The 26,709-nt window shown below is 73.4% G+C and carries 24 protein-coding genes; 11 read left to right on the forward strand and 13 right to left on the reverse strand.

Going from position 1 to position 26,709, the window contains the following annotated elements:
* Positions 1 to 6 precede the first annotated feature (6 nt).
* The 5 genes from ACFYT9_RS26020 to ACFYT9_RS26040 all read right to left on the reverse strand — a co-directional run bounded on the left by ACFYT9_RS26020 (position 7) and on the right by ACFYT9_RS26040 (position 5,840).
* The gene (locus tag ACFYT9_RS26020) at positions 7 to 1,518 is read right to left on the reverse strand and encodes an NYN domain-containing protein (RefSeq protein WP_389167751.1); all 1,512 of its coding nucleotides are present in this window, start codon (positions 1,516 to 1,518) and stop codon (positions 7 to 9) included.
* A gap of 72 nt (positions 1,519 to 1,590) precedes the next feature.
* Positions 1,591 to 2,250, reverse strand: coding sequence for a DUF5701 family protein (locus ACFYT9_RS26025; RefSeq protein ID WP_389167922.1), 660 nt, complete (start codon positions 2,248 to 2,250; stop codon positions 1,591 to 1,593).
* A 178-nt stretch (positions 2,251 to 2,428) separates the two neighbouring features.
* Positions 2,429 to 3,172, reverse strand: coding sequence for a succinate dehydrogenase/fumarate reductase iron-sulfur subunit (locus ACFYT9_RS26030; RefSeq protein WP_376597041.1), 744 nt, complete (start codon positions 3,170 to 3,172; stop codon positions 2,429 to 2,431).
* Complete coding sequence (locus ACFYT9_RS26035) at positions 3,169 to 5,109, reverse strand: fumarate reductase/succinate dehydrogenase flavoprotein subunit (RefSeq protein ID WP_387277750.1); 1,941 nt, start codon at positions 5,107 to 5,109, stop codon at positions 3,169 to 3,171. Before ACFYT9_RS26035 ends, ACFYT9_RS26030 begins: the two co-directional genes overlap by 4 nt.
* Before the next feature lie 2 nt (positions 5,110 to 5,111).
* Entirely contained in the window at positions 5,112 to 5,840 is a 729-nt protein-coding gene (locus ACFYT9_RS26040; protein WP_376597037.1) for a succinate dehydrogenase, read from the reverse strand.
* Positions 5,841 to 5,937: 97 nt separating this feature from the next.
* Between ACFYT9_RS26040 and ACFYT9_RS26045 the strand changes: the two genes are divergently transcribed.
* The gene (locus ACFYT9_RS26045) at positions 5,938 to 6,843 is read left to right on the forward strand and encodes a LysR family transcriptional regulator (protein ID WP_376597036.1); all 906 of its coding nucleotides are present in this window, start codon (positions 5,938 to 5,940) and stop codon (positions 6,841 to 6,843) included.
* 10 nt (positions 6,844 to 6,853) lie between these two features.
* Here the strand turns inward: ACFYT9_RS26045 and ACFYT9_RS26050 are convergent, their stop codons facing one another.
* Positions 6,854 to 7,522: a response regulator gene (locus ACFYT9_RS26050; RefSeq protein ID WP_387277747.1), complete on the reverse strand. Its 669-nt coding sequence runs from the start codon at positions 7,520 to 7,522 to the stop codon at positions 6,854 to 6,856.
* Positions 7,522 to 8,640 (reverse strand): HAMP domain-containing sensor histidine kinase, encoded by a 1,119-nt coding sequence (locus ACFYT9_RS26055; protein WP_389167754.1) that lies wholly within the window; start codon positions 8,638 to 8,640, stop codon positions 7,522 to 7,524. Before ACFYT9_RS26055 ends, ACFYT9_RS26050 begins: the two co-directional genes overlap by 1 nt.
* A 247-nt stretch (positions 8,641 to 8,887) precedes the next feature.
* Between ACFYT9_RS26055 and ACFYT9_RS26060 the strand changes: the two genes are divergently transcribed.
* The 3 genes from ACFYT9_RS26060 (at position 8,888) to ACFYT9_RS26070 (ending at position 12,943) form a co-directional block, all read left to right on the forward strand.
* Positions 8,888 to 9,358, forward strand: coding sequence for a cation:proton antiporter regulatory subunit (locus ACFYT9_RS26060; protein ID WP_376597062.1), 471 nt, complete (start codon positions 8,888 to 8,890; stop codon positions 9,356 to 9,358).
* A 3-nt stretch (positions 9,359 to 9,361) separates the two neighbouring features.
* Positions 9,362 to 10,606, forward strand: coding sequence for a cation:proton antiporter (locus tag ACFYT9_RS26065; protein WP_389167756.1), 1,245 nt, complete (start codon positions 9,362 to 9,364; stop codon positions 10,604 to 10,606).
* A 162-nt stretch (positions 10,607 to 10,768) separates the two neighbouring features.
* Complete coding sequence (locus ACFYT9_RS26070; RefSeq protein WP_389167758.1) at positions 10,769 to 12,943, forward strand: hypothetical protein; 2,175 nt, start codon at positions 10,769 to 10,771, stop codon at positions 12,941 to 12,943.
* A 160-nt stretch (positions 12,944 to 13,103) separates the two neighbouring features.
* On the opposite strand, the gene ACFYT9_RS26075 is transcribed toward ACFYT9_RS26070, so the two are convergent.
* The gene (locus ACFYT9_RS26075) at positions 13,104 to 15,287 is read right to left on the reverse strand and encodes a putative bifunctional diguanylate cyclase/phosphodiesterase (RefSeq protein ID WP_376605002.1); all 2,184 of its coding nucleotides are present in this window, start codon (positions 15,285 to 15,287) and stop codon (positions 13,104 to 13,106) included.
* Complete coding sequence (locus ACFYT9_RS26080) at positions 15,284 to 16,096, reverse strand: SAM-dependent methyltransferase (RefSeq protein ID WP_376605004.1); 813 nt, start codon at positions 16,094 to 16,096, stop codon at positions 15,284 to 15,286. Before ACFYT9_RS26080 ends, ACFYT9_RS26075 begins: the two co-directional genes overlap by 4 nt.
* Positions 16,097 to 16,617: 521 nt before the next feature.
* Between ACFYT9_RS26080 and ACFYT9_RS26085 the strand changes: the two genes are divergently transcribed.
* The 3 genes from ACFYT9_RS26085 (at position 16,618) to ACFYT9_RS26095 (ending at position 18,845) form a co-directional block, all read left to right on the forward strand.
* Positions 16,618 to 17,286: a hypothetical protein gene (locus ACFYT9_RS26085; RefSeq protein WP_389167760.1), complete on the forward strand. Its 669-nt coding sequence runs from the start codon at positions 16,618 to 16,620 to the stop codon at positions 17,284 to 17,286.
* Positions 17,287 to 17,355: 69 nt separating this feature from the next.
* Entirely contained in the window at positions 17,356 to 18,120 is a 765-nt protein-coding gene (locus ACFYT9_RS26090; protein WP_387277735.1) for a hypothetical protein, read from the forward strand.
* Between the two features lie 164 nt (positions 18,121 to 18,284).
* Positions 18,285 to 18,845, forward strand: a complete 561-nt coding sequence (locus ACFYT9_RS26095; protein WP_376606052.1) for a hypothetical protein — start codon at positions 18,285 to 18,287, stop codon at positions 18,843 to 18,845.
* A 100-nt stretch (positions 18,846 to 18,945) separates the two neighbouring features.
* Here the strand turns inward: ACFYT9_RS26095 and ACFYT9_RS26100 are convergent, their stop codons facing one another.
* Entirely contained in the window at positions 18,946 to 19,431 is a 486-nt protein-coding gene (locus tag ACFYT9_RS26100) for a hypothetical protein (protein WP_376599080.1), read from the reverse strand.
* Positions 19,432 to 19,922: 491 nt separating this feature from the next.
* On the opposite strand from ACFYT9_RS26100, the gene ACFYT9_RS26105 reads away from it, so the two are divergent.
* On the forward strand, positions 19,923 to 20,585 hold the full coding sequence (locus tag ACFYT9_RS26105) for a class F sortase (RefSeq protein WP_376599078.1): 663 nt from the start codon (positions 19,923 to 19,925) through the stop codon (positions 20,583 to 20,585).
* 125 nt (positions 20,586 to 20,710) lie between these two features.
* Positions 20,711 to 21,541 (forward strand): DUF1206 domain-containing protein, encoded by an 831-nt coding sequence (locus tag ACFYT9_RS26110; RefSeq protein WP_389167764.1) that lies wholly within the window; start codon positions 20,711 to 20,713, stop codon positions 21,539 to 21,541.
* Between the two features lie 22 nt (positions 21,542 to 21,563).
* Here the strand turns inward: ACFYT9_RS26110 and ACFYT9_RS26115 are convergent, their stop codons facing one another.
* The 3 genes from ACFYT9_RS26115 to ACFYT9_RS26125 form a co-directional block, all read right to left on the reverse strand.
* Positions 21,564 to 22,838: an extracellular solute-binding protein gene (locus ACFYT9_RS26115; protein WP_389167766.1), complete on the reverse strand. Its 1,275-nt coding sequence runs from the start codon at positions 22,836 to 22,838 to the stop codon at positions 21,564 to 21,566.
* Between the two features lie 323 nt (positions 22,839 to 23,161).
* Positions 23,162 to 24,037 (reverse strand): polysaccharide deacetylase family protein, encoded by an 876-nt coding sequence (locus tag ACFYT9_RS26120; protein ID WP_389167769.1) that lies wholly within the window; start codon positions 24,035 to 24,037, stop codon positions 23,162 to 23,164.
* A 130-nt stretch (positions 24,038 to 24,167) separates the two neighbouring features.
* Positions 24,168 to 25,379: a CapA family protein gene (locus tag ACFYT9_RS26125; protein WP_389167771.1), complete on the reverse strand. Its 1,212-nt coding sequence runs from the start codon at positions 25,377 to 25,379 to the stop codon at positions 24,168 to 24,170.
* A 281-nt stretch (positions 25,380 to 25,660) separates the two neighbouring features.
* On the opposite strand from ACFYT9_RS26125, the gene ACFYT9_RS26130 reads away from it, so the two are divergent.
* Together ACFYT9_RS26130 and ACFYT9_RS26135 are read left to right on the forward strand one after the other, a co-directional pair.
* Positions 25,661 to 26,236 (forward strand): sigma-70 family RNA polymerase sigma factor, encoded by a 576-nt coding sequence (locus ACFYT9_RS26130; protein WP_387273017.1) that lies wholly within the window; start codon positions 25,661 to 25,663, stop codon positions 26,234 to 26,236.
* Between the two features lie 22 nt (positions 26,237 to 26,258).
* Positions 26,259 to 26,672: a PaaI family thioesterase gene (locus ACFYT9_RS26135; RefSeq protein ID WP_376599083.1), complete on the forward strand. Its 414-nt coding sequence runs from the start codon at positions 26,259 to 26,261 to the stop codon at positions 26,670 to 26,672.
* The last annotated feature ends 37 nt before the right edge of the window (positions 26,673 to 26,709 follow it).

The raw sequence follows: 26,709 nt of genomic DNA on the forward strand, positions 1-26,709 counted from the left end.
ACGGCGTCACCCCACGCGAGCGCCGGCGCCCTCCGCCTCGCCGTCCGTCACGCCGGTACCGGTCTTTTCGCCGGTACCGGTCTCCTCACCCGTGCCGGCCCCCTCACCCGTGCCGGTCTCCTCACCGGCAGCGGTCTCCGTGTCGGTGCCGATGATCCAGCCCCGGATCGTCCGGCGGTCGTCCTCGGTCAGCTGCATCTGCGCGTTGGTCCCGAGCGCCCACGTGTTGTTCGCCCACGCCTCGGCGAGCGCGTCGGCGGTGACGGCGGGCGTCAGCTGCTGCCCCGTGTACTTGAGCCCCTGGATGACGTAGTTGACGGCGGCCCGGGGCACCGGCGTGCCCAGGTCCTCCGTCCGGTCGCGCACCCGCTTCGAGGTCGGGTAGAGGGCGAAGGGGTTCCGCTGCAGGTCCTCGGCGAGGGCGGTGAAGAGCGCGCGGTACGCCTGCGACGACAGCGGTGGCACACCGGTCACCGTGCTCACCTGCTGGAGCAGGGGGGCGATCCTGTTCCGCTCGTCCCCGAGGATGCCGTCCGCCGAGTGCCGCTCCGGGTCGAGCACGAAGCCGGGTGCGGTCGGTTCGTAGCGGAGATCGGTGAGGTGCAGCGTCAGGAAGGCCCGGAAGGAGCCGGTGCCGTGCCAGTTGGACTCCTTGATCCCCGGGGCGACGCGGAGGGCCGCCCCCGCCGCCGCGGCGGAGGGGAGCGGCTGGTCGGTGGCCCGGACCGCGCTCCGGATGGCCTCGGCGACTCCGGCGATGTCGGCGTCCGGCTGCGCCGGCCCCTGCGCTCTGGGCCGTACGACGGCCGGCTCGGCCCCCGGGGCGGCCGAGGTCTCCGGGGCACCCGGGGCCCCCGAAGCCGCGCCAATCTCCGAGGTCGCCCCCGAGGACTGCGCGGCCTGAGGAGTGCGCGGGGCCACGAACGAGGCGGCGGGGACGTAGCCGAGCGGCGTCCCGTCGGACTCGTGCACTCCCAGCGCGGCCGCCGCCAGTTGCTCAGGCGTGACGAGCGTGTCGCAGTTGGCGCGGAGGGCCGCGGCGGTCATCCCCGCCGTCACCGCCGTCGTCCAGCGGTCCTGTGCCCGGAGCCGCTGGAGCACGGGGGTGAAGTCGGCGTCCCCGGACAGGATGACGAACTCGTCGTAGCGCGTGGGGTTCACCAGCGCGTCCATGATGTCGAGCACCATGGAGATGTCGGCGCTGTTCTTGCCCTGGGTGGTGAGGGGCGGGCAGTCGATGGCGCGGAACCCGCTGCGCGTGAAGACGGCCCGGTAGCGCCCGAAGGCCACCGGGTTCAGATAGACGTTGCGGACGAGGAACCTTCGGTCCCCGCCCGGCTGGTCCGTGCCGGTCGTGCCGGCCGTCGCCAGCCAGTTCACCCACTGGGCCGGGCGGCTGGCGAAGGCGTCCGCCGCCTCCGCGTCGAAGTCACGCAGTCCCAGGTAGATGTTGTCGAAGTCGACGAACAGCGCGGCCTTCCGCGGCCCGGTCCGTCCACCGTACGACGAGTCGTTCACCCTGCTCCCACCTCCGGTAGGCCCGCCGCGTCCGGACGCGGCGGGCGATGAGTGACGTGGCGCGGGGGCGGATCAGCCGTCGCGGCCGGTGGTCGAGCCGAAGCCGAGCCAGGTGTGGCGGTTGTTCCACCAGCACCAGCCGACCTTGGGGGCGCCCTTGCGCTCCTTGCCGTCCCGGCCGGTGCCGTTGCTGATCCAGATCGCCGGAGTGCGGGCGTCGAAGCTCCCGTTGGGCTTGCGCAGGCGCGAACCGATCGTCATGAAGCACTTGTTGCGCTCCAGGACCTCGGGCCGCTGGAGCAGCCAGTGGATGCCCTCGGTGAGGAGGAGGGGCGTCCGCCCGACGGCGGTGAGGGCCGGCAGGGCCTCCTCGGGGCTCCAATTGCCCATGTGGTCACCCCGGTCCAGGTCGTGGACGAGGTAGAACGGCCCGTCGGGAAGGTCGACGCCCTGCGGGGTGAAGGCGTCCACGTCCTCCATGTCGACCACGAGGAAGCCGGGCTTGTCCGCGAGGCTCAGCAGCGGGGCGAGAGCCGAGGCGGGCGCGGCGTCCGGGTGGACGGCCAGCAGGGCTCCGGCCGGGGCGTCCACGGCGGCCTTCTCGGCGAAGGACCTCAGTTCGCCGGCGTCGATGCCGGTGAGGGCGGGGACCCCGAGGTCGATCAGCCGCTCGGCCTGGTCGGCGAGCGACGGCAGCGGGAACGCGCTGGTGTAGGCGTCGGCGGACGGGATGGTGCGCTGTGCGTCGGGCAAAGCTCTCCTCTGTCGGGATGGCGTCGGCCCGGGGAGAACGGCCCGGGCCGGCGCATTGTTCCCGCCCGGCGCGGAATGCCTCATCCCACTTCCGCGCCGCCTCCGCGCCCGGGCTCCGGCGCTCACCTCAGCAAGCGCCGCACCCCGGCTCCGGCGCTCACCTCGCCTTGCGACGGGCCCGCAGCCACTCCTTGTTCATCGCGGCGATCGACGGCAGCGGGATGCCCTTCGGGCAGGCCGTGGCGCACTCCCCGGTGAGCGTGCAGCCGCCGAAGCCCTCGGCGTCCATCTGGGCGACCATGTCGAGGACCCGGGTCTCGCGCTCCGGGCCGCCCTGGGGCAGCACGTTCAGGTGGTTGACCTTGGCCGAGGTGAAGAGCATCGCCGAGCCGTTGGGGCAGGCTGCGACGCAGGCGCCGCAGCCGATGCACTCGGCGTGCTCGAAGGCCGAGTCCGCGTCCGCCTTCGGCACCGGGGTCGCGTGGGCCTCGGGCGCCGCTCCGGTGGGGGCCGTGACGTACCCGCCGGCCTGGATGATCCGGTCGAAGGCGGTCCGGTCCACCACCAGGTCCTTGACGACCGGGAAGGCGGAGGCGCGCCAGGGCTCGACGTCGATGGTGTCGCCGTCGCTGAAGGAGCGCATGTGGAGCTGGCAGGTGGTGGTGCGCTCGGGGCCGTGGGCGTCCCCGTTGATGACGAGGCTGCACGCGCCGCAGATGCCCTCGCGGCAGTCGTGGTCGAAGGCGACCGGGTCCTCGCCGCGCAGGATGAGGTCCTCGTTGAGGGTGTCCAGCATCTCCAGGAAGGACATGTCGGGGGAGATCCCGTCCACCGCGTAGGTGGCCATGGTGCCCTCGGCGCCGGTGTTCTTCTGGCGCCAGACGCGCAGGTTGAGCTTCATGCGTAGCTCCGCTGGGTGGGGTGGACGTACTCGAAGTCGAGGACTTCCTTGTGGAGGACGGGGGCTCCCGGGGTGAACTCCCAGGCCGCCGCGTACGAGAACTCCTCGTCGTGGCGGGCGGCCTCGCCGTCCGGGGTCTGGGACTCCTCGCGGAAGTGGCCGCCGCAGGACTCCTCGCGGTTCAGGGCGTCGAGGCACATCAGCTCGGCCAGTTCGAGGTAGTCGACGATCCGGTTGGCCTTCTCCAGCGACTGGTTGAACTCCTCGCCGGTGCCGGGGACCTTGATGCGGCGCCAGAACTCCTCGCGGATCTCCGGGATGCGGCGCAGTGCCGTGCGCAGCCCCTCGTCGGTGCGGGCCATCCCGCAGAACTCCCACATGACCTCGCCGAGTTCGCGGTGGAAGGAGTCGGGGGTGCGGTCGCCGTCGACGGCGAGGAGGAGGTTCAGCCGGTCCTCGGTCTCGGCCAGCACCTCGCGGACGGCGGGGTGCTCGTCGGTGACGGGCTCCGACTTGGGGTGGCGGGCGAGGTAGTCGTTGATGGTGGCGGGCAGGACGAAGTAGCCGTCGGCGAGGCCCTGCATGAGGGCGGAGGCGCCGAGCCGGTTGGCGCCGTGGTCCGAGAAGTTGGCCTCGCCGATGGCGAAGAGGCCGGGCACGGTGGTCTGGAGGTCGTAGTCCACCCAGAGGCCGCCCATCGTGTAGTGGACGGCGGGGTAGATCCGCATGGGGACCTCGTACGGGTTCTCCGCCGTGATCCGCGCGTACATGTCGAAGAGGTTGCCGTACCTGGCCTCGACGGCGGCGCGCCCCATCCGGGCGATGGCGTCGGCGAAGTCCAGGTAGACACCCTGGCCGCCGGGGCCGACCCCACGCCCCTCGTCGCAGACGTTCTTGGCGGCGCGGGAGGCGATGTCGCGCGGGACCAGGTTGCCGAAGGAGGGGTAGATCCGCTCCAGGTAGTAGTCGCGCTCGTCCTCGGGGATCTCGGCGGCGGGGCGGTGGTCGCCCTTGGCCTTGGGGACCCAGATGCGGCCGTCGTTGCGGAGCGACTCGCTCATCAGCGTCAGCTTGGACTGGTGGTCGCCGGTGCGCGGGATGCAGGTGGGGTGGATCTGGGTGAAGCAGGGGTTGGCGAAGTACGCGCCGCGGCGGTGCGCCCGCCAGACGGCGGTCGCGTTGGAGTTCATGGCGTTCGTGGACAGGTAGAAGACGTTGCCGTAGCCGCCGCTGGCGAGGACGACGGCGTCCGCGTAGTGGGTGGAGATCGCTCCGGTGATCAGGTCGCGGGCGACGATTCCGCGCGCCCGGCCGTCGACCACGATCAGGTCGAGCATCTCGGTGCGGGCGTGCATCTCGACGTTGCCGGCGGCGATCTGCCGGGAGAGCGCCTGGTAGGCGCCGAGGAGGAGCTGCTGTCCCGTCTGGCCGCGGGCGTAGAAGGTGCGGGAGACCTGGACGCCGCCGAAGGAGCGGGTGTCGAGGAGTCCGCCGTACTCGCGGGCGAAGGGGACGCCCTGGGCGACGCACTGGTCGATGATCTCGACGGAGATCTGGGCGAGCCGGTGGACGTTGGACTCGCGGGCGCGGAAGTCGCCGCCCTTGACGGTGTCGTAGAAGAGGCGGTGGATGGAGTCGCCGTCGTTGCGGTAGTTCTTGGCGGCGTTGATGCCGCCCTGGGCGGCGATCGAGTGGGCGCGGCGCGGCGAGTCCTGGAAGCAGAACTGGACGACGTGGTAGCCCTGTTCGGCGAGGGTGGCGCCGGCGGAGCCGCCGGCCAGGCCGGTGCCGACCACGATGACGCGGTGCTTGCGCCGGTTGGCGGGGTTGACCAGCTTGGCCTCGAAGCGGCGGGTGTCCCACCGTTCGGCGATCGGTCCGGCCGGGGCCTTGGTGTCGGCGATCGGGTCGCCGGTGCGGAAGTCGAGGTAGCTCATGGTCAGTTCACCACTCCGGTCATGACGCCGACGGGGACGGCGATGAAGCCCGCGGTCAGGGCGAGCGCGAGGGCGTTCGCGGTGAGGCGCAGGGCGCGTTCGCGCCGGGCGTTGCCGACGCCGAGGGTCTGGGCGGCGCTCCAGAAGCCGTGCCGGACGTGGAGGCCGACGGCGAGCATGGCGACGATGTAGATGAGGTTGCCGTACCAGGTCGAGAAGGTGTCGATGACGTTCTGGTACGGCTTGCCCTCCTCGAAGCCGCCGGGGTGGACGGTCCCGGTGGTGAGGTCGAGGACGTGCCAGACGATGAAGAGGCCGAGGATGATCCCGCCCCAGCGCATGGTCCGGGTGGCGTAGGAGGAGCCCTTGCGCTTGTGGGCGTACCGGGTCGGGCGCGCCCTGATGTCGCGCCGGCTGAGCTGGTACGCGGAGATCGCGTGCGCGAAGACGGCGGCGAGGAGCACGATCCGGGCGAGCCACAGGCCCCACTCGTGGTGCAGGACGGGGGCGCCCATCACGCGCAGCCAGTGCGCGTAGCCGTTGAACTCCTCGGGGCCGAAGAAGACCTTGAGGTTGCCGGCCACGTGCGCGACCAGGTAGGCGAGCATGATCAGGCCGCTCGCGGCCATCACGGTCTTCTTGCCGATGGTCGACGACCAGAAGCCGCGGGACGGGGTGCGGGACGGCGGGCGGGCGGGTGCCGCCGTGTCCTTGCTGGATGCCAGAGCCATGCCCTCGACGCTAGGGCCGAAGGGCCCGAGAGGTCCAAGACATGGTCCAGCTGATCTCCATAGGCTGAAGCTATGACTTTGCCCTAGGGTGGGATCCATGCAGTTCCAGCAGCTCCTCTACTTCGTGGCCGTGGCCGAGACCCGGCACTTCACCAGGGCCGCCGAACGCGTCCACGTCTCGCAGCCCTCGCTCTCCCAGCAGATCAAGGCGCTGGAGCAGGAGCTGGGCGCGGAGCTCTTCAGCCGGGCTCGCGGCAACATCGCGCTCACCGACGCGGGCGAGGCGCTGCTGCCGCTGGCCCGCCGGATCCTCGCCGACACCGAGACGGCCCGCCGCGAGGTGCAGGAGCTGGCCCAGCTCAAGCGCGGCCGGGTGCGGCTCGGCGCGACCCCCAGCCTCTGCACCGGCCTCCTCCCCGACGTCCTGCGCGCCTTCCACGACCTGCACCCGGGCATCGAGCTGCTGATCGAGGAGGGCGGCTCGCACGACCTCGTACGGGAGCTGGCCCGCGGCGCGCTGGACCTGGCGCTCGTCGTGCTCCCGCTGCCGAGCCCCTCACCGGCGCTGACCACGGTGGAACTGCTCCGCGAGGACCTGGTCGTCGTGTCGGCCGCGTCCGCGCCGCCGCCGCGCCGCCCGGTGCGGATCACCGACCTCCGCGACCAGCCGCTGGTGATGTTCCGGCACGGCTACGACCTGCGGGAACTGACCGTCGGCGCCTGCCGGGCGGCCGGCTTCGAGCCGTCCTTCACGGTCGAGGGCGGCGAGCTGGACGCGGTCCTCGGCTTCGTCCGCGCCGGGCTCGGCCTCGCGGTCGTCCCCGCGATGGTCGCCGCCCGCGCCGGCCGGGACCTGCGCGTCACCGCCCTCGCCCGGCCGGGCCTGCGCCGCACGATCGCCCTGGCGCACCGCAGCGACGTCGCCCCGCCCCGGGCCGCGCGCGAACTCCAGCGCCTGCTGATGGCCTCACGGCGCGGAAAGCCGGTCCCGGACGCCCCCTGAGGGGGCGGTCTCAGGGCTCGATGAGCCCGGCCCGGATCGCGTAGCGGGTCAGTTCGAGCCGGTCGCGCAGCCCGAGCTTCTGGAGGATGTTGGCGCGGTGCCGCTCGACGGTCTTCGGGCTGATGAAGAGCAGGTCGCCGATCTCCCGGGAAGTGTGCCCCTCCGCGACCAGCTTCAGTATCTCCTCCTCCCGCTCGGTCACCGGCCGCTCGGGCAGCCCCGCGCCGGACCGCGCCCGGTCGAGGTAGCTGCGGATCAGCGCGGTCTCCGCGCCCGGGTAGATGAACGGTTCGTCACGCAGCGCCGACCGGCACGCCTCGACCAGATCCCGGTCGGCGACGGACTTTGGCACGTACCCGTTGGCGCCGGCCCGCAGCGCCTCGAAGAAGTACTCCTCGTTGTCGTACATGGTCAGCATCAGGATCCGCAGCCCCGGCCGGAGCCGGGCGAGCTCCCGGGCCGCCTGGAGCCCCGTCATCCGGGGCATCGCGATGTCCAGCACGGCCAGGTCGAGCCCCCCGTCCCCGCGCGCCGCGGCGACGGCCTCGGCCCCGTCCCCGGCCTCGGCGACCACCTCCAGGTCCGGCTCGGCGTCGAGGATCAGCCGGACCCCCCGCCGTACCAGCGCGTGGTCGTCGACGAGGAGGATCCGGGCGGGCGGGCGTACGGGGGAGGTCATCACTCGTGTCCAGGAGTCGGTTTCGGCACGGGGTCGCGTACGGGTTCGGGTACGGGCGCGGGTACGGGATCGCGTACGGAGTCGCGCACCGGCGTGGGCACGGGTACGGATACGGGGACGGGGAGGCGTACGCCCCCGGGCGCGTCGGCCGGAGCCGCCCCGGGCGCCGGGGACACGGGCCCCCGCGGCGGCAGGTCGAGGCACACCTCCGTACCCCCCGACTCCCCCGGGCCCACCCGCAGTGCGGCACCGACGAGCAGGGCGCGCTCCCGCATGCCGCCGATGCCGGCGCCCTCGGCGGCGCCGTCCGTGCCGCGCCCGTCGTCGCGGACGAGGAGACGGGTGCCGCCGTCTGGGCCGGGGCCGAGGCGGAGCTCGACGTGGCCGGCGCCGGCGTGCCGGGCCGCGTTGGTCAGGCTCTCCTGGGCGACCCGGTAGACGACGAGTTCCGTCGCGGGATCGAGCGGAGCGGCGCCGGGCGCCAGGTGGGTGGTCACCCGCAGGCCCGGGGTGGAGAGTTCCCCGGCGAGGGAGCGCAGCGCGCTGTGCAGGCCCAGTTCCTCCAGGACGCCGGGGCGCAGCCGGCGGGCGATCCGGCGGATCTCCTCCAGGCCGGCCCGGGTGGTCTCCTGCGCCTGTCGCAGGTCCTCGCGCAGCTCCCGCGGGGCGTGGTCGGCGGTGTGCCTGAGCTGGAGGAGCACGGCGGTGAGGGTCTGCCCCACCTCGTCGTGGAGCTCGCGGGCGATCCGCTGCCGCTCGGCCTCCTGCGCGGTGAGGGCGCGGCCGCTGCTGGTGGCCCGCTCGGTCTCCAGACGGTCGAGCATGGCGTTGAAGGCACCGGTCAGGTCGGCGATCTCGCCGCGGCCGGTGGCCTCCGGGCGGGCACCGGGCTTGAGCAGGTCGGCCGTCGCCATCGCGCGCCGGAGCCGTCCGAGCGGGGCGAGGCCCACCCGCAGCAGCACCGCGTTGAGCACGAGCATCAGCACGAGTCCGCAGACCACGACGATCGCCTCGCCGAGGAGGACGGGCGTGGAGACGGTCACGGGGCCGAGGAGGAGCCCGGCGGCGAGGACGAGCACGGCCGCGTTGAGCAGGAAGATCCGTCCGTACAGTGACACCGTCCCGCTCTCCCCTGACTCCGCTCACCCGCCTGACCTGCGCAGAAGCCTATTCGCCGCTTCATCCTCCGGGTCGGCCGGGGCCCCTGTCCATCCGTGCCGGCACCCATGTGCGAAGGCCCGTCGGGATGGCAGCATGGACCGGCCGCGGCCCCGGCCCGCCCGCCCGTGCGGAGGGGCACCGGCCTCCTCGCCGCGCGCCCCAGCAGAGACGACACGAGGAGTCCGGGCCGTGCCCACTTCACGGATGAGCTCGACGCCGTTGCCCGGCGTCGGCGTCCAGTACGACCTCACCACCCGGGAACACCGGCACCTGTCGGTGATCGCCCATCGCGACGGCACGCGCAGCGTCAACGTCTACCGTTCCGACGACCCCGACGCCTGCCTCCAGTCCCTGCACCTGACCTCCGCCGAGTCCGCCGCGCTCATCGACGCGCTGATGCCGGCCCACCACAGCCCGAACCTGCTCCACACCACGGAGCTGGGCCTGGTGGCCGAACGCATCGAGCTGTCCTCCGCCTCCCACTGGAACGGCCGGACCCTCGGCGAGACCCGCATGCGCACGGAGACCGGCGTCTCGATCGTCGCCGTCCTGCGCCGCGCCGACGCCGTCCCCTCCCCCGGCCCCGGCTTCCGCCTCGCCGGCGGGGACACCCTCATCGTCATCGGCACCCACGAAGGCGTCGACGCCGCCGCCGCGATCCTTGGAAGGGAGTGATCGGTGCATTCGTCCGCCGTATTCCTCATCGAGTTCGGAGCGATCATCCTCGGCCTCGGCCTGCTCGGCCGGATGGCCGGGCGGCTGAAGTTCTCGCCCATACCCCTGTATCTGCTGGCCGGGCTCGCGTTCGGGGAAGGGGGGCTGCTGCCGCTGGGGGCGAGTGAGGAATTCGTCGCCATCGGGGCCGAGATCGGGGTCATCCTCCTGCTCCTGATGCTCGGTCTGGAGTACACGGCGACGGATCTGGTCACCAACCTCAAGACTCAGTACCCGGCCGGACTGGTCGACGGAGCGCTCAACGCGCTGCCCGGGGCGGCGATGGCGCTGATGCTCGGGTGGGGGCCGGTGGCGGCGGTGGTGCTGGCCGGGGTCACCTGGATCTCGTCGTCCGGGGTCATCGCCAAGGTGCTCGGGGACCTGGGGCGGCTCGGCAACCGGGAGACTCCCGTGGTGCTGAGCATCCTGGTCCTGGAGGACCTGGCGATGGCCGTCTACCTGCCGATCGTGACCGCGCTGCTCGCCGGCGTCGGTCTCGCCGCGGGCAGTGCCACCCTCGCGATCGCGCTGGGCGTCGCCGGGCTCGTGCTGTTCGTCGCCGTGCGGTACGGGCGGGTGATCTCGCGCTTCGTGTCGAGCGACGACCCGGAGAAGCTGCTCCTGGTGGTGCTCGGTCTCACCCTGCTCGTCGCGGGCATCGCGCAGCAGCTCCAGGTGTCGGCCGCGGTCGGCGCGTTCCTCGTCGGCATCGCGCTGTCCGGTGAGGTCGCGGAGGGCGCGCACCACCTGCTGAGCCCGCTGCGGGACCTCTTCGCCGCCGTGTTCTTCGTCTTCTTCGGGCTGCACACCGACCCGGCGAGCATCCCGCCGGTGCTCCTGCCCGCGCTCGCGCTGGCCGTCGTCACCGCCGGCACGAAGATCGCCACCGGATACTGGGCGGCTCGCCGCAACGGCATCTCCGCGAAGGGCGCCTGGCGGGCCGGCGGGACGCTGGTCGCGCGCGGCGAGTTCTCCATCGTCATCGCGGGCCTGGCCGTCTCCGCCGGGATCGAGCCCTCGCTGGGCCCGCTGGCCACCGCGTACGTCCTCATCCTGGTCGTCGTCGGCCCGCTCACCGCCCGCTACACGGAGCCCGTCGCGACCTGGGTGACGGCCCGGCGCGGCGGCCGGGTCGCGGCACCGGAGCCGGGACCGGGGCCCGCGGAGGAGCGGCTGCCGCTCGCCGAGCCCGTGCGGCACGAGAGCTGAGGCGGCTCCGCCACCGGGGAAGGGACGCGAGCCGTCCCGGGCGGCACGAGAGCCGAGGTGGCACAAGCCGCGCGGGCGGCCGGGCCGGAGGCTGTCACGCACCGGCGCCGACCCTCCGAAATCCGCGTGCGGACCGGTCGGGCGGGCTGCGAGCATCACGGGATGGACCACGCTCTCGAACGCCTGCTCGTCCGGCACACCCTGCGGCTGCCCGCTCCCTCCGGTCCCGCCGGGGACGGCTCCGCCGCCGCCCTGCGGTTCGACGCCGCGCTGCGGACGGCGGGATTCGCCCTCGCCCACCCGCTGCTGAGGGAGCTGTCCGGGCGCTCGGCCGAGACCGTCGTCGAGCTGGCCCGATGGGCGCTGGAGGCGGTCCGCGAGCGGGTCGGCGACCATGTCCGGCACAACGCGTACTTCATCGACTTCCCCCACAACGTCCCCGACACGCACGAGTTCTGGCTCTCGTGCGTCCTGAAGGCGCTGGAGGACCCCGAGGTGCGGGAGGAGGTCGAGGCGCAGCTGAGCGCCGGGGTGCTGAACCTGCTGACGCTGCCCGCCTACGGGCGCTACCAGCACACGTACGAGGAACTGCGCGCGGCGCACGCGGAGTTGACCCCGGCGAGCGGCGACCGGCTGACCGTGCTCCACCTCGGCGGCCCCTTCGAGGACGAGATCGGCGCCCTCTACCGGTCGCTGGCGGGCTCCGTGACGCCGCTGGGCGACGAACATCTGGCCGACCTGGCGGTGCTCGCCGCGCACTGCGCGGACGGGCCGCAGCCGGCGGAGATCCCGGTCCGGGAGAACCGGGCCGTGGTCAACGCGGCCCGGCTGCGCGCCGGTTCCGCGCCGCTGCTCGACACGGTCACGGACGTGCTGCGGCTGGCGTGCGCGCTGTCGGACGGCGACGTGACGCTGCGCGAGCCGACCCGCTTCCGCGCGCTGTCCCGGCCGCTGCGGCGCGCCCTGCTCGCGGGCCTGGACGCGGTGGTGGCGGCGGCTCCGGAGAAGTCGGCCGACGCCGGCCGGCACCGGGAGGCGTGGAAGCGGCTCGGGGAGCGGCTGCATCCGCACGAGTACCCGGCGTGGCCGCACGCGGCGGAGGTGTTCGCCGTGGCCCGGGGCGAGGTGCGGGCGCCGTCCCTGGACTCCCGGGTGGAGGCGCTGCTCGCCCGTGACGACGTGCCGGGGGCGGTGGAGCTGCTGGCGGCGGCGCCCGGGCAGCTCTTCCGGGCGCTGGACCGGCTGCTGCGTACGGCGGCGGACGGGGCCGGGCGGGAGGCGGTGCTCGCGGCGGCGGAGCGCGTGGCGCCCCGGGTCGCGGGCCGGGTGGTGCTGTCGGTACGGGAGCACCTGCTGAACCGGCACGACCGGTCGGGGGCGCCCCGGCGTCTGTTCGTGAACCGGAACGGCAGCGCGTGGGTGACGGCGGACACCCGTCGGGACCTGCCGAGGGAGGTCCAGCGGCGGCTGCTCGCGCTGCTCGACGGGGAGATCCGGCGGCGGCTTCCCGCGACGGGCCGCGTCCTGGTCGACCCGGGGATCCTGGACGTGGCGCTGCCGTTGAGCGGCCGGGCCTCCTCGGGCGGTTTCGGGGTGCTGCCGCGCGGTTCGGTCTCCGCGGTCGACGGCGAGCTGCTGCGGTTCTTCATGTACTGGAAGGAGGCGCGGCAGAGGACCGACCTGGACCTGTCGGCGCTGCTCCTCGACGAGCGGTACGCGACGATCTCCTGGCTGTCGTACACCGAGCTGACCACGGTGGAGGGCCGGCACTCCGGGGACGTGACCGAAGCCCCCGACGGGGCTTCGGAGTTCATCGAGCTGCGGCTCGGCGCGGTGCGCGGCACGTTCGTGGTGCCGCACGTGCACGTGTACGCCGGCGAGAACTTCGAGCAGGTCGCCGAGTCCTTCTTCGGGTACATGCTCCGCGAGGGCGAGCAGGGCGGGCGTCCCTTCGAGCCGCGTACGGTCCGGATGAAGTCGGAGCTGCGCGGGGCGGGGCGGGTGGCGCTGCCGGTGGCCTTCCGGCGGGACGAGGAGGGGCGGTGGCACGCGCACTGGCTCCACCTGTGCCTGCGGGGCACCCCGTCGGCCAATCGCGTCGAGGACCACCGGGTGTCGCTGGCGGTCCTGCTGCGCGGAGTGGTCGAGCACCAGCCGGTGACGGTACGTCATATTATCGAGTTGCTGCGGGAGTCGGGGGCCGAGATCACCGAGTGGTCCGGTGGTGCGGTGCCGGAGGAGCCGGTGACGTACCTCGGCCTCGACCGGCCCGTGGGGCTGGCGCCGGGCTCCCGGGTGGTGACGCCGGAAAATCTGCGCGACCTGATCCCCGCCTGAGTGTTACGGTCGTCCCGGGGCGAGGCCATGGAGGGGCTTCCTTCTCATACTCCTGATGACATAGCCCCTTCGCTCTCCTCGCCCCCCTTAGCTCTTCAGCTCTTCAGCTCTTCACGATGCGGGCCCGGTCCTCAGGAGGACCGGGCCCGCACCCGTGTGCTCACACCGCGTCGGCCAGCACCAGCGAGTGGATGCGGTCCGGGGCTCCGGGGCGGGCGTAGTACCAGCCCTGGGCGGTGTCGCAGCCGAGTTCGCGGAGGCGTTCGGCCTGGGCGGCGGTCTCGACGCCCTCGACGGTGACGGCGAGTTCGAGGCTGTGGGCCAGGGAGACGATGCCTTCGACGATCTTCAGGTCGACCGGGTCCACCGGATGCTGCTGCATGCCCCGGGTGAAGGAGCGGTCGAGCTTGAGGACGCTGACCGGGAGGCGCCGGAGGTTGGCCAGGTTGGAGTAGCCGGTGCCGAAGTCGTCGAGGGCGATGTCGACGCCCATCTCGGCGAGTTGGCGCAGCGGTTTGAGGAGGTCCTCGTCGGCGCCGATCAGGGCGGACTCGGTGACCTCCAGGCAGAGCGCGCCGGGGGCGAGGCCCGAGCGTTCCAGCACGTCGACGGTGTCGGCGACCAGCCGGGGGTGGTGGAGCTGGGTCGGGGACAGGTTGACGTTGATACGGAGCGGGGTGCGGGTGCCGGGGTCGTCGAGCTGCCAGGAGCGGGCCTGCCGGACGGCCTCCTGGAGGACCCAGCGGCCCAGCGGCACGATGAGTCCGGTGTCCTCGGCGAGCGGGATGAAGCGGTCGGGGCCGAGGACGCCGTGCTGGGGGTGGCTCCAGCGGACGAGGGCCTCGGCGCCGTGGACGCTGCCGTCGTCGAGGTGGACGAGCGGCTGGTACTCGATGAAGAACTCGCCGCGCTCCAGGGCGGTCGGCAGGGCCGTGGTGAGGCCGTGCCGGGTGATGGCGCGGGCGTCGGCCTCGGGGTCGGCGAGCTCGAAGCGGTTGCCGCCGGCGGACTTCGCCCGGTACATGGTGATGTCGGCGCTGCGCAGCACCTCGGCGGCGGTGCGTTCGCCGGCCGGTCCCTCGACGACGCCGAGGCTGCCGCGGACGGTGAGTTCGCGGCCGTCGACGCCGACGGGGGTGGCGAGGGCGGCGAGGATGCGGTCGGCGAGCGCGGCGGCGTCGCGTTCGCCGTCGGTGCCGGCGTTGGTGGTGAGGGCGACGAACTCGTCGCCGCCGAGCCGGGCGACCATCTCGCCGGGGCCGGTGGCGCACGCCTGGAGCCGGTCGGCGACCTCGACGAGGAGCCGGTCGCCCACCGAGTGCCCGAGGCTGTCGTTGATGGCCTTGAAGCCGTCGAGGTCCAGGTAGCAGAGCCCGAAGCGGGCGTCCTCGCCGGCCGTGCCGGGGGCCAGGGCCTTCTCCAGGCGTTCGAAGAACAGCGTCCGGTTGGGCAGCCCGGTGAGGGCGTCGTGAGTGGCCTCGTACCGCAGCCGCAGGTGGAGCAGGCGCCGTTCGGTGATGTCCTCCATCAGCGCGAGCTGGTACTGGGGCCGGCCCTCGGCGTCGCGGAGCAGGGAGACGGTGAGGTTGGTCCACAGGACCGTGCCGTCGCCCCGGTAGTACGGCTTCTCCACCCGGTACTGCTCGCGTTCGCCGCGCACCAGCTCCTCGTAGAGCCGCCAGACGTGCGGTCCGTCCTCGGGGTGGACCCACTCGCTGACGTTGCGGCTGCGGACGTGGGCCTCGACGCCGCCGAACATGCGGGTCATGGTGTCGTTGATCTCGACCAGCCGGCCTTCGAGATCGGCGATGCCGATGCCGATGGCGGCTCCGTCGAAGACGGCCCGGAAGCGGCTCTCGGTGGCGTGCAGGGCGATCTCGGCGGCGCTGCGGGCGGAGAGCGCGGAGCGGGCGATGGCCTCCTGCTCGGCGCGGGTGCGCTCGCGCAGGGCCTGGGCGTAGCCAGTGGCCATGGCGTGCTGGAGGCGGGCACAGCGGGCGCGCAGCTCCTCGGCGGTGAGCTCGGGGTCCGTGCCGCAGTAGAGGACGAGGTACGCGTCGACGACGCCGAGGCTGCGGCCGAGCGCGTCCGGGTCGGTGCAGTGGGCCTCGACCAGGCCGGCGCCGGCCCGCTGGGCGGGGGCGGTGTCGAAGGGCCGGGCGAGCAGCGCGTCGCACAACAGGCGGGCGAGCGGGAGGAGGTGGCCCTCGAACTCGGCGCGGGTGAGGGAGGTGGCGGTCACCGGGAAGATGGCCCGGCCCCAGATGGTGACGAACCGCCTGAGTCTGTCCTCCGGGCCGTCGGCTTCAGCGGCGTTCCCGGACGGCTGCGACGGCACCTTCACGCCTTGCGCCCCACACCTGCGAACCCGGAGAAGGCGTACGGATCCTCCTCCTCGGCCGGGCTGTCCGGCCGCCAGAGGGGCATCGAGACGATGCCGGGCTCGACGACCGCGGTGCCGTCGAAGAAGCGGGTGATCTCCTCCCGGGAGCGCATCACCAGCGGGTTGCGGGTGGAGCGGTAGACCTCGACGGTGCCGCCGGCCCGCTCCTGGTCCACGGGGATGCCCTCGTACGAGGCGTGGGTGACGACCAGGAGGCTGCCGGGGGCGAGCGCGTCGAGGAGTTCGGCGACGGCCTCGCGCGGGCCGTCGGCGTCCTCCAGGAAGTGCAGGACGGCGACGAGGAGCAGGGCGACCGGGCGGTCGAGGTCGAGCAGTCCGGTCACTTCGGGGCTGCGGAGGATGTCGGCCGGCTTGCGGAGGTCGGCGGGGACGACGGCGGCTCCGCCGACGCCCTCCAGGACGGCCCGGCTGTGGGCGACGGCGACGGGGTCGTGGTCGACGTAGACGATCCGGGCGGCGGGGTCGGCGGCCTGGGCGACTTCGTGCACGTTGCCGAAGGTCGGTATGCCGGAGCCGATGTCGAGGAACTGGGTGACGTCGTTGTCGACGGCGAAGCGGACGGCGCGGCGCATGAACGCCCGGTTCGCCTGCATGATCTTGGGGAGGCCCGGCAGGAACTCCATGGCCTTGCGGGCCGCTTCCCGGTCGACTTCGAAATTGTGCGAGCCGCCCAGATAGAAGTCGTACATACGGGACACGCTGGGTACCGAGATGTCGATACCCGGCGGAGCCCAGGCGGGACGCTCCATCAATGTCTCCAACAAGTCGCCATGGGGGATGCGGCCCGGTGTTCGCGGCCGTGTTCGAGGTGAGGCTACTGATCGCCCGCCGAGAGAGCGAGTGGAAACGGAAATTCGCGATCCGTTCTTGGTCACACGCCTTTGGCACGTGCGTGCGGAACGGAGAGTTCACGCCTTCAGGTCGTGCATATTCACGTGCATCTGAGCGTGCGTCGGCTCTCCGGCCACCGCCGTCACCCTGGTCACACGGCCTGAACACCCCTCCGCACCTCGGCTGTCGGCCCGTGCGGACCTTCTCACGGGACCGGTCCACGCGGAAGATCGCGGCCGGCGACAGGGCGACAACCGGACAGTTCTTCCGAACGGACCCCGGGGCGGCTCCCGTCGGCCATTTCCCCCGCGCTCCACCTCGGTGATTCGGGTCTCCGCCCGGAGATTCGTCAAATCGCGCGCCACAAGATCCCCACCATCCGGGGAATCCACCCGCATTCGGGCCCCGGTTCGGCGTCCATGTGTTCAAGCTCGTCGGCGTGTCTCTGTACGGATCACCCCTCGCGCGGTCGCTGGCCGCCGCCGCACTGGTGTGGCTGCTCGCCGCGCCCGCGCCGGCGGCCGCCGACTCCTGCGCCTACGCCACGAGCGGGCCGGACGGCTCGAACACCTCGGTGGCGGTCATCGGCCCGGACGCGTGCTCGCCGAAACCGAAGCCCCACCCGAAGCCGAAGCCCAAGCCCGCCCCGCCCCCGTTCCATCCGCTGCCGCCCACCCTGCCCCCGCTGCCGCCGCCTCCCCCGGAGCCGCCGGTGCTGCCGCCCGTGCCGACGCGCCCGTCGCCGCCGGGGCGCCCCGCGCCGACCCCGCCGCCGGCCCCCGTCCCCCTGGTGCCCTCCCCTCCCGCTCCGGCGCCGGCCCCCGTCCCCCCGGAGACCCGGCCGACCCCGGCTCCCGCCCCGTCGACCCCCGCACCCGTCGCCTCCGCGCCGGGGCGACCACCGGCCCCCGCTCCCCCGGTCGCGCCGCCCGCGCCGCCGGCGGCGGCTCCGCGTCCCGCCCCCGCGGCCCCGGTCGCGCTCCCGCACTACCAGCGGACCACCCGGCCCCAGCCGAAGGGCACCCGGTCACCCGTCACCACGATGCTCCTGCTCGTCGCGCCCGCCGTGCTCGCCACCGCGGTCCTGCGTCCACGCTCGTCCCGCTGACCACCCCCGCACCACCCGAAGTCCGAGCTCCCGTCGAGCTCCCCACCCCGTGAGGAAGACCGAACAACCATGTCCGAATGGCTCGTCCTGACCCTGGCCATGGCCGCCGCCTGCGGCGTCGTCCTGGCCATCGTCGTCATCAACCAGCGCCGGATCCCCGAGGACGACGACCCCAACGAGACGCCCGACGTCATCGAGTACATGACGATGATGATCGGTGTGATCTACGCGATCGTCCTCGGTCTCGCCATCGCCGGGGTCTGGGAGGCGCGCGGCGCCGCCCAGGAGGTGGTGCGCCAGGAGGCGCAGGCGATGCACGAGATCTCCGAGCGGGTGGAGGTCTACCCGGAGCCGGTCCGCCGCCAGATCCGCGCCGACGTCGACGCGTACGTCTCCTACGTGGTCAACGAGGAGTTCCCGCACATGGCGGAGGAGGGCGAGACCACCGAGGAGGGCGACGCCCTGCTCGGCCAGGTGCGCCGCAGCGTCACCGACTACCAGCCCGCCAACGACTTCGAGGGGCAGGCGTACCAGCCGCTCGTCGACCAGGTGATGGTCGCCGACGACGCCCGCGGCGCCCGCGGCCAGAGCGCCGGGGAGACCATGCCGGGGGTCGTCTGGTTCGGCCTGATCATCGGCGCCCTGGTCTCGGTTGGGCTGATCTTCACGCTCCAGATCCGGCGCACCGGCCGCGAGGTGCTGCTCGCCGGCCTCTACAGCGCCCTGATCGCCTTCCTGCTCTTCCTCATCTGGGACTTCGACGCGCCGTTCGGGCGCGGCCTGGCCGCCACCGACGCGCCGTTCACCGCGCTGTTCCCGCAGGTCACGGAGTGAAGCGGCGGGCGGGGCTGAGCCGCCCGGGGGACATCCGTGCCCCATTCGCGCGTCTGGGATCGCGGCTGTGGTAGTGCGCTCCTAGCGTTTCGGGCAACGAGGTGTACGCAGGCTTCTCGCGGCCAGACCGCCGCGGCCGGCCCTCGGGACCCGGAGGAACCACCATGCGCGCGATACGTGCCGCTTCCACCGCCCTGCTGGGGGCGGCCGCCCTCGCCCTGGCCGCCCCCGTCACCGTCGCCCACGCGGCCGACGGTGCGCCCGCGCCGAACCCGCGGGTGCGGGGCGCCAAGGCCCCGGGCGATTTCGTCGTCTCCCCCTCGCTCGTCGCCCCCGGCGGGCGGGTGACGCTCAGCGCCCCCGGCTGCGCCAGTACGGCGACGGCGACGGCGGGCATCTTCGACACCGTCCAGATCGCGCCCGGCTCGTCGGTCACCGCCACCGTGGACACGGACGCCCGGCGCGGCGCCGTGTACACGGTGGCGTTCAACTGCTCGGGCGGGGTGCAGGACACCGTCGACCTGACGATCAGCGGGGTGGTCACGGCGACGCCGACGACCGGTTCGACGGTGCTGCTGCCCTCGCGCGGGGTGCAGGGCGGTCTCGGCGGTTCGCAGAGCGGCCTGGGCTCCGCGGAACTGGCGGCCGGTACGGCGCTGGTGCTCGCGGCGGCGGCCGGCTCGACGTACGCGATCCGGCGCCGCACGGCCTCCCGCCGGCACTGACCCGGCCCCCCTCTCCGGGGGCGGACAGCCCGCCGCCCCCGGGTCCCTTCCGGGACGCGGGGGCGGCGGGCACGGTGGGCCGACCGGGAGGTTCGGCCGGTCAGGCACCCGTACCGGTCATGCGGCGGCGACGGAGGACGAAGACACCGCCGCCGAGCGCCGCGGCGGCGACCAGGCTGCCGCCGACGGCCATCTCGGTGGAGCTGGGCGCCAGCGAACCGCCGAGACCACCCTGGGCACCGCGGCCCGCGAGCACGCGGAACGGTGCCGTGACGACCCGGCGGTTGTCACTGCACCGGACGGCCAGGTTGTAGTTGCCGGGCGTGGCGTTGTTGTAGACCCGGGCGGTCGCGCTGGAGAGGCCGTTGGAGTTCACCGAGAGGTTGGTCTCCGGGAACGCGTTGGACGTGACCGTGCCGCCGTGGCCGCAGCCCCTGGCGGTGATCGTGAGCGTCGACCCCGCGTGGACGTCGTAGGGATTGACGGTGACGTCGCTGGGACCGCTGGTGGCGACGGAGAGGGGCGCGGCCAGGGCGACCGCCGCGAACGCGGTGGCGGTCACCGCCAGAGTGCGTGCAGCACGCATGGTTGAACCTCCAGTGGAAGACGCCCCGAAGCGGTGCTCCGGGAGATTCGACGAGTACGCCTTCCATGACGAACCATCACAACTCGGACCCTTCCCTGCACCTCGGCGCTGGGCCGGTCCGGTGAGCCCCCATGCCGCCGATCGAGTTGCGCGGGACCACACCTTCGCAGGTCAGAGGCGTGCGAAATGATTGTCTGACGAGTACTCGGATGGGTCAGCGCGCGGTCACCCGGGCGAGCAGCGAAAGCCCGAGGGGCGGCGTCCGAAACGTTTCTGACGGAGAGTCGGACGAGCGCGCGCTTTGGGCACGGTCCGTCGGCGCCCCAGGCACGGTCCGTCGGCGCCCCAGGCACGGTCCGTCGGCGCTCCGGGGACGGTCCGTCGGCGCCTCGCCACCCGGACGGCGGCGGCGGGCTACCCGTTCGGGCCGCCCGGAGCGCAGGGGTGCGGCGTCGCCCTTACCGTTCACACGTCGCCACGAAGGGAGAACCATGCCCCCGAAGGACTTCCGCGTCCCTGAGCGCAGGAGACGTCAACCCTGGGGCGTCCTGGCCCTCGCCATGCTGTCCGGACTCGCGATGCTGCGCAACGGCGTGGACGTCGCCGGGGGGCCGCCGCAGCCGGCCGCCGCGGCCCGCCCGGTGGCCCGTCCGGTCGTCCCGCCGCCCGCGGAGGCCTCGGCGGGCGTCCAGCCGCTGCCCTTCGCCCCCGCCTCGCGGATCCGGATCCCGGCGATCGACGTCGCGGCCCCGATCATGGACGTGGGGATCGACGCGGAGGGCTGGGTGGCGGCCCCTCCCCCGCAGGACGCCAATCTGGCCGGCTGGTACCAGAACGGCATCGCGCCCGGCCAGCGCGGCACCTCGGTGATCGTCGGGCACGTCGACAACAACAGCGGTCCGGCGGTCTTCTACGGCCTCGGCTCGCTGGAGAAGGGCCAGCACGTCGAGGTCGAGCGGTACGACGGGCGGGTGGCGGTCTTCGAGATCTACGGCATCGAGGTCTACTCCAAGGAGGACTTCCCCGGCCCGCAGGTCTACGGCGACACGGGCCACCCGGAGCTGCGGGTCATCACCTGCGGCGGCGGCTACACCCGGGCGAAGGGGTACGCGGGGAACGTGGTCGTCTACGCCCGGATGGTCGGCTCCCGCTGAGTCTCCGCAGGCGCGGACCGGGCCCCGGGGAGCATCCGGGGCCCGGGGCCGGGACGACGTTCGGGGATTGGGGCGCTGGACCGGGGGAACCCGAAGCTCCTCGACCTGGAGGGGAGTGAGCGGACATGACCACGGCGAGTTCGCCGGCGACGGTGGTGGGACGGACGGCGCGCGGTGGCGCCGTGCGGGTCGGAGCCCGGATGGGCTTCATGGCGCGCGGAGTGCTGTACCTGCTGGTGGGAGCACTGGCCGTACGGATCGGCCTGACGGGCACCGGTGAGCAGGCCGACCGGGGCGGGGCCCTGGCCGAGGTCGCGGGGACCCCGTTCGGCGCCGTGCTGCTGTGGGCCCTGGGACTGGGGCTGGCCGGCATGGCCCTGTGGCGGCTGTCGGAGGCGGTGTTCGGTGCCGCGGGCCCGGAGGGCGACGGCGCGGGCAAGCGGGCCATGTCCGGGGCCCGGTGCGTGTTCTACGGCGTGAGCTCCTTCCTGGTGTTCTCCTTCGCCGCCGGCGCGGGCGGCAGCGGGGCCGGTTCGAGCGACCGGCAGAGCCGGGACGTCACCGGCCGGCTGCTCGCCCTGCCGGGCGGGCAGTGGTGGGTCGGCGCGGCCGCCGTCGGCTTCGCGGCGGCGGGCCTGTGGATGGCGGGCAGCGCCGTGGCCCGCAGGTACCGCAAGCACCTGGAGTGGGGGCGGATGTCCCGCGGGGCCCGGCTCTTCATGGACTCCACCGGCATCGCCGGGGGCGTCGGGCGCGGGCTCGTCTTCGCGGCGGCGGGCTGGTTCGGTGTCAGGGCGGCGTACACCTTCGACCCGGCCGAGGCCAAGGGCATGGACGACACGATCCGTTCGTTCGCCCAGACCCCGGCCGGGCCGTGGCTGCTCGTCGCCGTGGCGGTCGGGCTCGTGCTGTTCGGCGTCTTCTCCTTCGGCCAGGCCAAGTGGCGCGAGGTCTGACCCGCTCCGGCCGCCCCTACGGCTACTTCGTCATGTCCTCGACGTCGCCGGCGATGTCCTCGAGGACCACCTTGGGGTCGGCGTCGGGTGCGACGGCCTTGCCGATGTTCCGCTTGACCGTGTCGCTGACCTGAAGCCAGGAGGGCTCGTTGACCGGGTAGAGCTCGGCGCCGCGCAGGGCGTCGAGGAACTGGGTGTCGCCGGCGTCGGTCGTCGTGCCCCTGGACGCCTGGTTGGCCGAGACCGTGGAGGGCAGCAGGTCGTAGCGGTCGGCGAACTCGTTGAGGTTCTTGTCCTCGTAGACGAACTCCAGGAAGGAGCCGACCAGTTCACGGTTGCCGTCCCGCTTGAAGGCCATCATCCAGTCGGCCACGCCCGCCGCCGGGGGTACCTGCCCCTCCTCCAGCGTGCCGGAGACCGGCATGCTGAGGGTGCCGACCTTGATCCCCTTGGCCCTGGCCTCCTCCAGGAGCGACGGGTAGCCGTTGAGCATGCCCACCTGGCCGCGCAGGAAGGCGGCGAAGGCGTCCTTCCGGTTGAGTTCGCCCGGCGGGACCGGACCGGTCAGGCCGGGCTTGACCAGGTTGTCCCTGATCCAGCGGAGGGTCTGGGTGTTCTCCTCGGAGGCGATGCTGTAGCCGCCGTAACTGCCCGCGTATCCGCCCCCGTTGCTCAGCAGCCAGATCAGCGCCTCGGCGTGCGCCTCCTCGGGTCCCAGCGGCAGGGCGTACGGATAGGGGACGTCCGCCTTCTTCAGCTCGCCGGCCGCCTCCTTGAGGTCGGCCCAGGTCCGGGGCGGCTTCGCTCCGGCCTTGTCGAACAGCTCCTCGTTGTAGAAGAGCAACCGGCTGCTGGCCACGAACGGCAGGCCGTAGAGGGCGTTGTCGATCGATCCCGCTTCGGCGAGCGGTGGCAGGAAGTTCGCCTCCGTCCTGATCGACAGCAGCTCGCCGGCGGTGTAGAGGCGGCCTTGCGCCGCGAAGTCCGAGTAGGCGCCCATCAGGGCGACGTCGGGGGCCTTGCCCTCCTCGACCATGCGGGTGACCTCTCGGTCGACGTCGTCCCACGGGTAGAGCGTGACCTCGACCTCCTTGCCGGGGTGGGCGGCGGTGAAGGCGGCGGTCAGCTTGTCCCAGTACGCCTGGGAGCTGTTCGCCGGGCCGCTGCCGTACTCGGCGGCCACCAGGCGCAGGGTGGTCCCGTCGCTTTCCGCCGAGGAGCCGCAGGCGGTGACGAGGGGGCCCAGCAGGCCGAGTGCGGCCACGCAGGCGGTCGCGCCGAAGAGTCTTGGTCGCACGGATGTTCCTCTTTGCTTTTGGACAGGGCGTCCGGAATTCTGCCCTGCCCCGGGGCATATGGCGCCATGCGCCGACAGGTTGTGGCCCTTGCTCCAACCACGCGCTCCCGGCCTGGTGTCTTCGACCAGACGATGGTCCGGACCGCAGCCGTGCCGGTCCGGACCGGGAGGGACGGGCGCCGGTTCGAGCGGTCCGGGTGTTCGCGGACCGGAACACCGCGCGCGCCCCCGGGACCTCCGCCCGGCGGCCGGGCGGCGTCCGGCCCCACCCCGCCCCGCCTCGCCCCGCCTCGCCCCGCCTCGCCCCGAAGAGGTCCCCGCCGTCAGCGGCGCGGCACGGTGAGGGTGTAGCCGGCGTCGAGGAGCGCGGGGAGGTAGCGGTCGAGGGCGGCGACGCTCTGGGAGCGGTCCCCGCCGGCGTCGTGGGAGAGGACGATGACGCCGTCCCCCGCCCCGTCGAGCACGCGGCGGACGATCGTGCCGGTGCCGGGTTCCTTCCAGTCGAGGGTGTCCACGGACCAGGCCAGCGGCTCCATGCCCAACTCGGCGCCGATCTCGAAGGAGTGCCGGTTCCAGGCGCCGTAGGGGGCCCGGTACCAGAGCGGAGCGGCGCCCAGCACGCGCTCCACCACCTCGCTGGTGGAGCCGAGTTCGTCGCGGATGCGGGAGGGCCGCAGCTTGGGCACGAGCGGGTGGGACCAGGAGTGGTTGCCGACCACGTGCCCGTCGTCGGCCATCTCCCGGAGCAGGTCCTGGTTCTCCACGGCCATCTCGCCGCAGACGAAGAACATGGCCCGGCAGCCGTGGCGGCGCAGGGTGGCGAGGATGGCGGGGGTGTAGCGGGGGTCGGGTCCGTCGTCGAAGGTGAGCACCATGGAGCGGCCGACGCCGGTGAGCGAGAGGAAGGGCCGCTGCCGGACCGGAGGGAGGGATCGGGGGCGTGCGGCGGGGGCGTAGGCGGTCATGGGCTGGAGCCGGTACGCGGAGGGGCGGAGCCGGGGCGCGGAGGCGGGCGGCCCGGCGGCGGGGCCCCCGGCGGCGGGCGGCCCCGGGGGCGCGGTGGCGGTTCCCGCACCCCCGGCGCTCCCGCCGGTGCCGATCCGTTCGAGGGCGAAGGCGCCGGCCGCGACAGTGGCACCGAGGGCGGCGGCCAGGCGTAGCACCGACCTCCGCCCCGTGGGCAGCTGATCGTTTTTCATGACTAATAGTTCGTGCGGGGAGCGCCCCGGGCCGCCGACCGACACCGGCCCGCCGCCCGAATGCACCCGATGGGCCGATACGGCGGGGCTCCGCGCCCCTCGGCGACCGGCGCCGCGCGTCGAGAGCCCGTCATCCGCCGAGCTTCAGACCGTCCTTGTCCGCACCCCGGCCGAGCACCACCTGGCGGATCGTCTCGCGGATCTCCGCGTGGCGGGGGTCGGTGCCGTCGGTGGCGGTGAGGTCCACGATCCGGCCGCGCCCGGTGTCGAACCACTGGGGCAGGAACTCGGCCTCGGTCACCTCCCAGCGCGCCCCGGCCTTCTTCGGCGGCGCGAAGGTGAAGCGGCCGATGCTGCTCTGGTTGCCGCGCGGGTCGGAGACGCCCTGGTGGTTGATCATGTCACCGGCGATCTGGTCGCCCATGCCGTAGATCACCCAGGTGCCGTTGACCTTCTCGTACGCCTGGGGGACGTGGGCGTGGGTGCCGATGATCAGGTCGATGTCGGGCCGGCCGGCCGTCCGGGAGGCGGTGAGCGAGCGGGCGAGCGAGAACTGCCGGTCGTCGGGGGCGGTCTCCCACTCGGAGCCCCAGTGGACGCTGACGACGACGACGTCGGCGCCGGCGGCGCGGGCCGCCCGGGCGTCGGCGATCACCTTGTCCTCGTCGAGGAGGTTCACGGCCCAGGGCTGCCCGGCGGGGAGCGGGTAGCCGTTGGTGTCGTAGGTGTAGGCGAGCTGGGCGACGGTGGCGCCGCCGGCCTTGAGCAGGGTGGGACGGGCGGCCTCGGCGGCGGTGCGGGCCGAGCCGGCGTGCCTGACCCCGGCGGCGTCCAGGGCGTCGAGGGTGCGGGCGAGGCCGGCCGCGCCGTCGTCGAGGGTGTGGTTGGAGGCGGTGGAGCAGGAGTCGTAGCCGGTGGCCTTCAGCGCGGTGGCGACCTCGGGCGGGGACTTGAAGGCGGGGTAGCCGGTGTAGGGCCCGCCGTTCTCCCCGTAGACCGTCTCCATGTGGCAGATCGCGAGGTCGGCGCGGGAGACGATACGTTTCGCCCCCGCGAACATGGGGCGGAAGTCGTAGCCGCCGTCGCCCGCGTCGGACGCGGCGCGGCGGATGATCGAGTCGTGCGGCAGCACGTCGCCGGAGGCCACCAGGGTGAAGCCGGCCTGCCGGGGCGGCGCGGGGGGCCGGGGCGCCGTGGAGCCGGGCGCACCGCCGGACGAGCGGGGGTCGCCGTCGAGGCCGCCCTGGTTGCACGCGGCGACGACGGCGAGCAGGGAGCCCGCGAGGACGGTGGAGCCGACGCGGGCGAGTCGGGCGCGTACCGGTCTGTTGCCAGCGGTCATGACGACTACCACCCCGATCATAGGAAGAACATCTGATCTGCCGAATTCATCCTCCGGGAGGGCCGCAGTCAAGGGACCCGGCCGGGTCGGCGGCGAACCCCACCGAATCGGACGTACGCCCCGCACCCGACCGCCGCCCGACCGTTCGGCGTGCCATTCGCCGCTCGTTACGACCGTTCGTCGCACACGGCTGTCCGCTCCCTGTCCCCCGTCCGCCCGGATGCGTTCGTATACGGCGCGGACGACGAACCGCCGAGCGGGCGGGGAAGGGTGGTGCTCTCATGACGGCGGCGACGATGGCGGCGGCGGGGACGACCGACGAGCGGACGCTCCAGGAACTCCAGCGGGAGCACGGCCCCGCCCTGCTCTCCTTCCTCCTGGGACTGACCTACGGCGACCGCCAGCGCGCCGAGGACCTCGCCCAGGAGACGCTGGTCCGGGCCTGGCTCCACCCCGAGGCGTTCAGCGGCGCCTACGCCTCGATGCGGCCCTGGCTCTTCACCGTGGCCCGCCGCCTCGCCATCGACGCCCGCCGCTCCCGCCTGGCCCGGCCGGCCGAGATCGGCGACGGGGTGCTCGCGGTGACCCCCGACCCCTCGGACGCCACCGAGTCGGCCGAGGCGGCACTGGACGTACGGGCGGCGGTGCGCGAGCTGAGCCCGGAACACCGGGCGGTGCTGGTCCGGCTCTACTTCCACGGGCTCACCGTCAACGAGGCGGCCGTGGACCTCGGGATACCGGCCGGCACGGTCAAGTCCCGCTCCCACTACGCCCTTCGGCAGCTCGGCCGCTCACTGCCCGGCTACCGGCCCCGCCGCGGCGCCATTGCCCGGCCCCGGACCGCCGCCGCACAATGACGCCGTGACGCTCAATGACACCGTGGCGCTGACGCCCGCCGCCGCCGAGAAGATCCTCGCCGACAACTTCGCCCCCTGGGTCCTGGATCTGGGGCTCACGGTCGACTCCGTCGACGGCCACGAGGCCGTCCTGCGCCTCCCCTGGTCCGATCGGCTGGCGCGCGAGGGCGGCGGCATCTCCGGCCAGGCCCTGATGGCGGCGGCCGACACCGCCACGGTGATCGCCGTCTCCGCCGCCCGCGGCGGCTTCGTCCCCATGACGACCGTCCAGCAGTCCACCAGCTTCCAGCGGGCGGTCCTCGGCGCCGACGTCCTGATCCGCGCCCGCCTCACCAAGCTGGGCAAGCGCATGGCCTTCGCCGACATCACGATGACCGCCGAAGGCACCGCCGAACCGGCCGCCCACGCCACCGCGGTCTACGCCCTGCTGGGCTGACCGCCCCCCGCCCTCTCCACCCCTCCCGCGGCCCCGG

Source organism: Streptomyces sp. NPDC004435, from assembly GCF_042873895.1.
Lineage (GTDB): Bacteria > Actinomycetota > Actinomycetes > Streptomycetales > Streptomycetaceae > Streptomyces.